This window comes from Stenotrophomonas sp. Sm6012 (assembly GCF_030985895.1).
GTDB lineage: Bacteria > Pseudomonadota > Gammaproteobacteria > Xanthomonadales > Xanthomonadaceae > Stenotrophomonas > Stenotrophomonas forensis.
In genome coordinates this window covers 1-8,817 of sequence record NZ_JAPTFX010000170.1, presented here as the reverse complement: position 1 = coordinate 8,817, position 8,817 = coordinate 1, and the positions used below count along the sequence as shown (strand labels likewise).

General features: G+C 68.0%; 12 protein-coding genes. 8 read left to right on the top strand and 4 right to left on the bottom strand.

Annotated features, from left to right (window positions below):
* The 7 genes from O0J73_RS19985 to O0J73_RS19955 all read left to right on the top strand — a co-directional run.
* The coding region (locus tag O0J73_RS19985; RefSeq protein WP_308309461.1) for a hypothetical protein at positions 1-212 on the top strand (212 nt) is incomplete at its 5' end.
* Between the two features lie 81 nt (positions 213-293).
* Complete coding sequence (locus O0J73_RS19980) at positions 294-686, top strand: PTS ascorbate IIA component (RefSeq protein ID WP_006422749.1); 393 nt, start codon at positions 294-296, stop codon at positions 684-686.
* Positions 679-948, top strand: coding sequence for an HPr family phosphocarrier protein (locus O0J73_RS19975; RefSeq protein ID WP_005408385.1), 270 nt, complete (start codon positions 679-681; stop codon positions 946-948). The genes O0J73_RS19980 and O0J73_RS19975 overlap by 8 nt, the downstream gene beginning before the upstream one ends.
* A 2-nt stretch (positions 949-950) precedes the next feature.
* The gene (gene ptsP, locus O0J73_RS19970) at positions 951-2,720 is read left to right on the top strand and encodes a phosphoenolpyruvate--protein phosphotransferase (RefSeq protein ID WP_308309459.1); all 1,770 of its coding nucleotides are present in this window, start codon (positions 951-953) and stop codon (positions 2,718-2,720) included.
* Between the two features lie 149 nt (positions 2,721-2,869).
* Positions 2,870-4,231: a magnesium transporter gene (mgtE, locus tag O0J73_RS19965; protein ID WP_005408383.1), complete on the top strand. Its 1,362-nt coding sequence runs from the start codon at positions 2,870-2,872 to the stop codon at positions 4,229-4,231.
* A 59-nt stretch (positions 4,232-4,290) separates the two neighbouring features.
* On the top strand, positions 4,291-4,557 hold the full coding sequence (locus tag O0J73_RS19960) for a hypothetical protein (RefSeq protein ID WP_006422684.1): 267 nt from the start codon (positions 4,291-4,293) through the stop codon (positions 4,555-4,557).
* Positions 4,558-4,627: 70 nt separating this feature from the next.
* Positions 4,628-5,425, top strand: a complete 798-nt coding sequence (locus O0J73_RS19955) for a prolyl oligopeptidase family serine peptidase (RefSeq protein WP_006422683.1) — start codon at positions 4,628-4,630, stop codon at positions 5,423-5,425.
* A gap of 102 nt (positions 5,426-5,527) precedes the next feature.
* Here the strand turns inward: O0J73_RS19955 and O0J73_RS19950 are convergent, their stop codons facing one another.
* The 4 genes from O0J73_RS19950 to O0J73_RS19935 all read right to left on the bottom strand — a co-directional run bounded on the left by O0J73_RS19950 (position 5,528) and on the right by O0J73_RS19935 (position 8,138).
* Positions 5,528-6,019: a transposase gene (locus O0J73_RS19950; protein WP_308309458.1), complete on the bottom strand. Its 492-nt coding sequence runs from the start codon at positions 6,017-6,019 to the stop codon at positions 5,528-5,530.
* Between the two features lie 98 nt (positions 6,020-6,117).
* Positions 6,118-7,068 carry an aspartate carbamoyltransferase catalytic subunit gene (locus O0J73_RS19945; protein WP_049456205.1) on the bottom strand — a complete coding sequence of 317 codons (951 nt, stop codon included), beginning with the start codon at positions 7,066-7,068 and terminating at the stop codon, positions 6,118-6,120.
* Between the two features lie 16 nt (positions 7,069-7,084).
* Positions 7,085-7,552 (bottom strand): Holliday junction resolvase RuvX, encoded by a 468-nt coding sequence (gene ruvX / locus O0J73_RS19940; protein WP_180879650.1) that lies wholly within the window; start codon positions 7,550-7,552, stop codon positions 7,085-7,087.
* Between the two features lie 19 nt (positions 7,553-7,571).
* A complete protein-coding gene (locus O0J73_RS19935; RefSeq protein ID WP_006422622.1) occupies positions 7,572-8,138 on the bottom strand; it encodes a YqgE/AlgH family protein in 567 nt (188 codons plus the stop codon).
* Between the two features lie 89 nt (positions 8,139-8,227).
* Here O0J73_RS19935 and O0J73_RS19930 point away from each other — a divergent pair, with 89 nt between their 5' ends.
* On the top strand, positions 8,228-8,770 hold the full coding sequence (locus O0J73_RS19930) for a DNA-3-methyladenine glycosylase I (RefSeq protein WP_006422620.1): 543 nt from the start codon (positions 8,228-8,230) through the stop codon (positions 8,768-8,770).
* Positions 8,771-8,817: the final 47 nt, after the last annotated feature.

Below are 8,817 nucleotides of genomic sequence, written 5' to 3'. Positions count from 1 at the left end.
GCCGGGGCGGCGCCCGGCACCCGCGGTCGTGCCGGCCGCGGGCCGGCAACCTGAACAGCAAAGGCGGCATTCCGTGGGAAGGCGGGGGTGTGCTGGTGGTGGGTGTCGACCTTGGTCGACACGAGGGATCCACGCCATGCGTGGATGAACCTCTGTCAGGCATCGAAAAACGCATGGGGTCGGATCCATTTTCCAGGGGAAAAGGGCTCTGACCCCGGCAACGCTGAATACGGGACACAGTGCCCCTCTCCTGCTGCTATCGCCGATTCACCTTGACCTGTTAACGTGCAGTAATGACCTGTGGCATTCTCCTCGTAACACATCCCGGGGTCGGGACCGCCCTGCTTGAGGTGGCGACCCGGCTCCTGCGGCAATTGCCGCTGAAGACCGAAGCTTTCGAAGTACCGTTCGACGCAGACCTGGACGCCCTGCTCCCGCTCGCCTCGGCCGCCCTGCGGCGGGTTGACGGTGGGGAAGGCGTGCTGATCCTGACCGACCTGTACGGCGCCAGCCCCGCCAACCTTGCCGGGCAGCTGGCCCGGCTGGGGACCCCGGTTCGCCGGGTGTCGGCGCTGAGCCTGCCGATGTTGCTGCGGGTGATGAATTATCCGGAACAGGGACTGGATCAACTGCCCGCCACAGCCGCGGCGGGTACCCGTAATGGAGCGATAGTCGACGATGCTTGAACGAGAACTCACCGTCAGCAACCGCCTGGGTCTGCATGCCCGGGCCACCGCCAAGCTGGTGCAGACCCTGGCGCCGTTCCGCTGCAACGTGACCATGGCCGCCAAGGGCCGTGAGATCAACGCCAAGAGCATCATGGGCGTGATGCTGCTGGCTGCCGGCCAGGGCACCCCGGTCACCGTGCGCATCAACGGCGAGGACGAAGCCGCCGCGATGGAGGCGGTGGTGGGCCTGTTCGAACGCCGTTTCGACGAGGACAGCTGAGCGTGCCACGCGCACGCGCCGGCCAGCTTCCCTCCGGCCAACGGCCGGTGCAGCTGCTGGCCGGCCACGGTGCGGCCCGTGGCACGGCGATGGGCCGCGCCCGCGTGCGCCTGCCGCACGCCCTGGAGGTGGCCGAACAGCGTGTCGCCGCCCAGCAGGTCGAGGCCGAGCTGGCCCGCCTGCACCGTGCGGTGGATGCGGCACGCACGGAAATGCACGAGCTGCGCCAGCGCCTGCATGGCGCACTGAACCAGGAAGTGGGCGAGTTCCTCGACCTGCACGCGCTGCTGCTGGACGACCCCGAGCTGCTGTATGGCCTGGACGAACTGATCCGCAGCGGCCCGTACAGCGCCGGCTATGCGCTGCGCCTGCAACGCGACCGCCTGGCCAAGGTCTTCGATGGCATGGACGATGCCTACCTGAAGAGCCGCATGGACGATCTGGACCATGTGATCGGCCGCATCCACGCCTTCCTGCAACCGGACCGGCCGCCGGTGATGAGGGGCCTGGCCGGCGAGATCCTGGTCTGCGACAACATTGCCCCGTCCGAGCTGGCGCAGCTGCAGGCGCAAGGGGTGGTCGGCATCGTCACCGCCGCCGGCAGCGCGCTGTCGCACAGTGCGATCCTGGCACGCAGCCTGCACCTGCCGCTGATCGTCAACGTACCGCAGCTGCTCAGCCGCATCGCCGACGGCGACGTGCTGATCATCGACGGCGCCGACGGCAGCATCACGGTCAACCCGCAGGCCGACAACCTGCGTGACTACCGCGCGCGACTGAAAGAGCATGCGCGTGAACAGCGCGAGCTGGGCCGCCTGCGCAGCAAGCCCAGCCGTACCCGCGACCAGGTCGACATCGCCCTGCTGGCCAACGCCGAATCGCTGGAGGACGTGACCCAGGCGCATGCGCTGGGCGCGCAGGGGCTGGGCCTGTACCGCACCGAATTCCTGTTCCTGCAGCGCAACGAGCTGCCGGACGAGGAAGAGCAGTTCCAGACCTACCGCGATGCCGCGCTGGGCATGAGCGGGCGTCCGGTCACCATCCGCACGCTCGACCTGGGCGCGGACAAGGCCGATCGCACCGGCCTGACCCTGAGCAACGAAGAGAATCCGGCACTGGGCCTGCGCGGCGTGCGCCTGTCGCTGGCGCGGCCGAAGGTGGCCGACACCCAGCTGCGCGCGATCCTGCGTGCCTCGGCTTACGGCAAGCTGCGCGTGCTGGTTCCGATGGTCAGTACCCGCGAGGAGCTGCTTGCGGTGCGCCGGCGCATGCTCAAGCTGACCGAACAGCTGCGCGGCGAGGGCCACATGGTGTCCGACCATGTGCCGCTGGGCGCGATGATCGAAGTCCCCGCGGCCGCACTGGCGCTGGAGAGCTTCATCGATCTGGTCGATTTCCTGTCGATCGGTACCAACGACCTGGTGCAGTACCTGCTCGCCGCCGACCGCAACAACGAAGCGCTGGGCGAGCTCTACTCGCCGTTGCATCCGGCCGTGCTGCGGCTGCTGCAGATGGTGATCGACACTGGTGCGCGCCATCGCATCCCGGTGGCGGTCTGCGGCGAGATGGCCGGCGATGCCCGGATGACTCCACTGCTGCTGGCGCTGGGCCTGAGCGAGTTCAGCCTGCATCCCGGTACGTTGCTGGAGGTGCGCCGGGCGATCCGCGAGGCCGACCTGGGCGCCTTGCGCGCCCGCGCGCCGAAGCTGCTGGCGGCGCGCGACCGCCGCGGCATCGAGCGCTGGCTGGCACTGGTGGCGGACGCGCCCTGACCACCCAGGGTAGTGCCGGCCGCTGGCCGGCAACCTCCGCACCCAGCGGCTATGCGTTGAAACATCCCCTTGCGATAATGACGCGCTGAACACCCCTGTTGCCGCATCCTTGCCGGGATCGCGGCTTTTCTTATCCCGCGGGAGCTGCGATGGCTGAAGCTGTACGCCACGACAAGACTGCGCGCCAACTGCGGATGCTGTCCGATGCACTGGACAGCGGCCGGCTGGGTCCGGTGCGTCGGCTGGTCAACACCCTGGCCCCGGCCGAGATCGGCAACCTGCTCGAATCGCTGCCGCCGGGCAAGCGCGAGGTGGTGTGGGGCCTGGTCGACCCGGAAGATGACGGCGAGGTGCTGGTCCACGTCGGCGACGACGTGCGCGAAAGCCTGCTCGCGGACATGGACCCGGACGAGATCATCGCCGCGGTCGAAGACCTGGACATCGACGACCTGGCCGACCTGGTCGAAGACCTGCCGGACACGGTCATCGACGAAGTCCTCAAGTCGATGGACCGCGAAAACCGCGAGCGCCTGGAACAGGTGCTGTCCTACCCCGAGGACAGCGCCGGCCGCCTGATGAACCCGGACGTGGTGACCGTGCGCGCCGACGTCAACGTCGACGTGGTGCTGCGCTACCTGCGCCTGCGCGGCGAACTGCCCGATCACACCGACCACCTGTTCGTGGTCAGCCGGCGGCACCAGTACCTCGGGCGGGTCTCGCTGGCCGCGCTGGTGACCCACGAGGACACCACGCCGATCAACCGCCTGATCGACGACGAGCAGCCGGCCATCGACGTCGGCGAGAGCGACCAGGAAGTGGCACGGCAGTTCTCCGACCATGACTGGATCTCGGCGCCGGTGGTGGACGACAACAACATCCTGATCGGCCGCATCACCATCGATGACGTGGTCGACATCATCCGCGGCCAGGCCGAGCACCAGGCGCTGGGCGCCGCCGGCCTGGACGAGGACGAGGATCTGTTCAGCCCGGTCTGGCGCGCCATGCGCCGGCGCCTGATGTGGCTGTCGGTAAACCTGTGCACCGCTTTCCTGGCTTCCAGCGTGGTCGGCCACTTCGAAGGCACCATCGACAAGCTGGTGGCGTTGGCGGTGCTGATGCCGATCGTGGCCGGCCTGGGTGGCAATGCCGGTACCCAGGTGCTGGCGCTGATGGTGCGCGGCCTGGCGCTGGGCCAGGTGGGCGCATCCAATGCGCGCACGCTGCTGTGGAAGGAAGTGCGGGTCGCCTTGTTGAATGGCGTTATGCTGGGTTCGGTGCTGGGGCTGATCGTGCTGGCCTGGTTCCACTCGCCCGGGCTGTCGGCGGTGATCGCCATCGCGCTGACCTGCAACCTGCTGTTCGCCGCACTGGCCGGCGTACTGGTGCCACTGACGCTCAAACGCTTCGGCTTCGACCCGGCGCTGGCCAGCGGCATCTTCCTGACCGCGGTGACCGACTCGATGGGCTTCTTCACCTTCCTCGGCCTGGCCACCCTGGTGCTGCTGCACTGACCGTATCAAGGAATCGAGCCCCGCCATGCGGGGCGCTGCCCCTTCCCACTGGAACACCGATGGCAACGACGATCGAAAACTACTTCCAGCCCGGCTGGCGCGACCAGCAGCACACGTGCCCGGCCTGCGAATGGAAGGGCAGCTCGCGCGGCATGGAGATGGAACTGGACGAGGACGCAACCGAGTACGACTGCCCGGTCTGCGAGAACCCGTTGCTGGTGGTGCTGCATCCGGACATGGCGCAGGTGCAGGCCGCCGCCGCCGAAGGCAATGCCGAGGCCCAGGAACAACTGGAGATCATCGCCAGTTTCCCGCGCCCGCAGTGACGCGGCGCATGATGCCGCATGGACGGCGGCGGACTACGATGGAGGCGTTCCCGCCGCCCCAGGAATTCCCATGGTCCGTTCCATGTCGCGCTGGCTGCCCCTGCTGGCCCTTCTGATGATGACCGGATGTGCCTCGCTGCCGGACAGCGCGCGTGGACGCTTCGAAGCCCGCGCGGTCAAAGTGGACGGCGAGACCGCCTACTACCAGGTGTTCATTCCGGCCGGGCTGCAGGCCCCGGCGTCCGCCAGTGTTCCGGTCATCCTGTTCCTGCATGGCTCGGGCGAGCGCGGCAGCGACGGCATCAGGCAGACGCGCGCGGGGCTTGGCCCCTATCTGCGCGAGCATCCCGACTTCCCGGCCCTGGTTGTCTTCCCCCAGGCAGCAAAGCACTCGGAATGGAGCGGCCACAACAACCGCATGGCCCTGGCCGCGCTGGACGCGACAATCGCCGAGTTTGGCGCCGACCCTGCGCGCCAGTACCTGACCGGCATGTCGATGGGCGGCTACGGCAGCTGGAACATCGCCCTGGACGATCCACGCCGCTTTGCCGCGATCGTGCCGGTATGCGGCGCTGTGCTGGCACCGCGCGCGAAGCGCCCGACCCTGTTCGTCGAACACGTCGCGCATGAGGCCGATCCGTACGCGGTGATCGCCCAGCGCCTGCAGCACGCACCAATCTGGATCTTCCACGGCGCACTGGATGATGTGGTGCCACCGGACGACGACCGCAGGCTGCACAGTGCCTTCCAGGGCGCCAACGCGCGCGACGTGCGCTACACCGAGTACCCGGAAGGCAACCATAACGCCTGGGACGCCACCTACGCCGACCCGGCGATGTGGGCCTGGCTGTTCGCGCAGAAGCGCTGACCCGAAGCGTCCGGTGGTTGCCGACCAAGGTTGGAGCCTGGTTTGGGTAGGTACCCACCAAGGCCGGAACCTGCTTTCGGTGGGTGCCAACCTTGGTTGGCACTATCTGTCCGCACCCATGAACTCCGCCTTGGCACAGGAACCTTCGAGTTCCCACTCACACCACGCATGCGGGTACTCGCCGAGCTGCGTGGCCAGCCCCGCCCTGATCGGATTCGCCATCACATACATTGCGTGCCGGAACAGCGATTCATCAGAGCGGATCGCGTGATCGTGATAGCAGGACTGCCAGAAGCGCCCCACCCTGCCCAGTACCCTGTTTGCGTACACCGCCGTACGCGACTTGAAGCGCCTCATGACAACGTCGAGTGATGCCGCGCGCAGCTGCATCAAGCAATGGACGTGATCCGGCATGACCACGTAGGCGATGGAATGGGTCAGACCTTCCAGATCCAGACGCTGGAACTGCTGCATGGCGGTAATCGCAACGGCGTCATTGGCGAACAGAGCCGCTCGGCCATGCACGTTCGTCGTCAGGATGTAGCTCCGGCCGAGACTGGAATGACGGCCTAGCAGGAGGCGGGTGCTGTTCATGCACAAGAGCATGGGCGGGCGCATGCTCCCTGAACATCGGGAAATCACCTTCGCCCGGGTAGGCCAGTGCCAACCAAGGTTGGCACCCACCAGAGCGGTCAGCCCAGCAGGGTTTCCAGCACGGCCATGCGCACGGCGACGCCGTTGGCGACCTGGCGCAGTACCCACGACTGCGGGCCGTCGGCCACCTCGTCGGTCACTTCCACGCCGCGGTTGATCGGGCCCGGGTGCAGCACGGCTGCATCCTTGCCGGCGCGCGCCAGGCGTTCGTTGGTCAGCCCGTACTCGGCGTGGTACTGCTCCAGCGACGGCACCAGGCCTTCTTCCATGCGCTCGCGCTGCAGGCGCAGCATCATCAGCGCGTCGACGCCTTCCAGCATGGCATCGAAATCATCGCCCACCACGCAGCCCTTCAGGGTCTCGTCGTCCGGCAGCAGCGACTGCGGGCCGCACACGCGGATCTCGCCCACGCCCAGCGTACGCAGCGCATGCAGGTCGGTGCGGGCCACGCGCGAATGCTTCACGTCGCCGACAATCACCACCTTCAGCTTCGAGAAGTCCGGGCCCTTGGCCTGGCGCAGGGTCAGCATGTCCAGCAGGCCCTGGGTCGGGTGCGAGCTGCGGCCGTCACCGGCATTGATCAGCGCGGTGCCCTCGCCCGCCGCTTCAGCCAGTGCGGCGACGGCGCCATCATCGGGGTGGCGCACGACGAAGCCGCGCACGCCCATCGCTTCCAGGTTGCGCAGCGTGTCGCAGGCGGTTTCGCCCTTGCGCGTGGACGAGGTCGAGGCATCGAAGTTCAGCACGTCGGCACCCAGGCGCTGCGCGGCCAGCTGGAACGAGCTGCGGGTGCGGGTGGACGGTTCGAAGAACAGCGTGCACACCGCCGAACCGGCCAGCACGTGGCGCTTGTTGCCGACGCGGCCGACCGCGGCGTCGCGGATCTGCCCGGCGCGGTCGAGCAGCTGCAGCAGGGTTTCGCGCGGCAGCCCCTCAAGGGTCAACAGGTGGCGCAGGCGTCCGGAGGCATCGATTTGCTGGGCGGTCATGGCGGGAGTCGTGCAGTCAGGGAATGGGGGTGGCGTCGTCGGGAGACGACAGCCAGCGATCGATGATCACCGCCGCGGCCACGGCGTCGAGGGCGGCCGCATCGCGGCGGCGCTTGCGCCCTTCGGCGCGCTCGACGGCGAAGCGGCGGGCGGCCTCGACCGAGCTGGAACGCTCGTCGATCATCACCACCGGCAGCTTGAAGCGTTCCCGCAGCTGGCGGGCAAAGCCCTGCGCGCGCTTGCGGTTGGGTTGATCCTGGCCGTCCAGGGTCAGCGGGTCGCCGACCACCAGGCCATCGGGCTTCCATTCCTTGAGCAGGCGTTCGATCGCCGCCCAGTCCGGCCCATTGCCGTGCACATCGACCACGGCCACTGCGCGTGCATGGGCGGCGAAGGCACTGCCGATGGCCACGCCGATACGCCGCGAACCGACATCGAAACCCAGAACCGTGCCGTCGCGGCGGATGGCCGGGGCAGCAGACACCGGTGCAGGGGCCGCCGGATCAGACATGGCCGCTGTAGTCGGTCAATCGGAACAGATCCACGCCGATGCGCGAGGCCGCGCCTTGCCAGCGCTGTTCCAGCGGCAGCTGGAACACCAGCTCGGCATCGGCCGGCACGGTCAGCCAGCTGTTCTCGGCCAGCTCGCTTTCCAGCTGCCCTGCGCCCCAGCCGGCGCAGCCGAGGGTGACCACGGCATTGGCCGGGCCTTCGCCGCGCGCCATCGCTTCAAGGATGTCGCGCGAGGTGGTCAGATACAGGCCCTCACCCACGGTCAGGCTGGAATCCCACGCACGTGCATCATCGTGGATGACGAAGCCGCGTTCGGGGTGCACCGGGCCGCCATTGAGCACCATGCGCGCCTGCAGGTCGCCGTCGCCGGTGGTGATGTCCATCTGTGCGAGCACTTCGCCCAGGGTGTATTCGGACGGCTGGTTGACCAGCACGCCCATCGCGCCGTTCTCGTCGTGCTGGCAGATCAGCGCAACGCTGCGGGCGAAAGTCGCGTCGAGCAGCGACGGCAGCGCGACGAGCAGGTGATCAGCAAGGGAGGTCGGCGTTACTGGCATGGCGCCATTCTAGCGGCTGGGCGCGCCGGGCGCCTCCACCCGGCGGTCACGGCGCGCATAATGGCCAGCCCGTACCGCAGGAATTCAACGTGTCCGGCTACTGCCTCATCGCCCCGGGCCATCCGGTGCACGACTACTACCACGCCAACGAGTACGGCTTCCCGCAGCGCGACGAGCGCGAGCTGTTCGAACGGCTGGTGCTGGAAATCAACCAGGCCGGCCTGAGCTGGGAGACCATCCTGAAGAAGCGCGAAGGCTTCCGCGCGGCCTATGACGGCTTCGACGTGGACCGCGTGGCGGCCTATGCCGAGCAGGACATCGAGCGGCTGCTGTCGGATGCGGGCATCATCCGCAACCGGCTGAAGGTACTGGCGGCGATCCACAACGCGCAGGTGATCCAGCAGCTGCGCGCCAGCCATGGCAGCTTCGCAGCCTGGCTCGATGCTCACCACCCGCGCAGCAAGGCTGACTGGGTGAAGCTGTTCAAGAAGACCTTCCGCTTCACCGGCGGCGAGATCACCGGCGAGTTCCTGATGAGCCTGGGCTACCTGCCCGGTGCGCACGCCACGGACTGCCCGGTGCATGCGCGGCTGCTGAAACTGTCGCCACCGTGGTTGCAGGCCTCCCGGTAGTGCCGGCCGCTGGCCGGCAGCCTCGCGAGGCCACAGGTGTTGCCGGC

What these genes read in the sequence shown, in the direction of transcription:
- O0J73_RS19975 (WP_005408385.1), top strand. Translation starts at nt 679, where the DNA reads ATGCTTGAACGAGAACTCACCGTCAGCAACCGCCTGGGTCTGCATGCC.
- O0J73_RS19935 (WP_006422622.1), bottom strand. Translation starts at nt 8,138, where the DNA reads ATGCCAGTAACGCCGACCTCCCTTGCTGATCACCTGCTCGTCGCGCTG.
- O0J73_RS19945 (WP_049456205.1), bottom strand. Translation starts at nt 7,068, where the DNA reads ATGACCGCCCAGCAAATCGATGCCTCCGGACGCCTGCGCCACCTGTTG.
- mgtE (WP_005408383.1), top strand. Translation starts at nt 2,870, where the DNA reads ATGGCTGAAGCTGTACGCCACGACAAGACTGCGCGCCAACTGCGGATG.
- O0J73_RS19950 (WP_308309458.1), bottom strand. Translation starts at nt 6,019, where the DNA reads ATGAACAGCACCCGCCTCCTGCTAGGCCGTCATTCCAGTCTCGGCCGG.
- O0J73_RS19980 (WP_006422749.1), top strand. Translation starts at nt 294, where the DNA reads ATGACCTGTGGCATTCTCCTCGTAACACATCCCGGGGTCGGGACCGCC.
- O0J73_RS19960 (WP_006422684.1), top strand. Translation starts at nt 4,291, where the DNA reads ATGGCAACGACGATCGAAAACTACTTCCAGCCCGGCTGGCGCGACCAG.
- O0J73_RS19955 (WP_006422683.1), top strand. Translation starts at nt 4,628, where the DNA reads ATGGTCCGTTCCATGTCGCGCTGGCTGCCCCTGCTGGCCCTTCTGATG.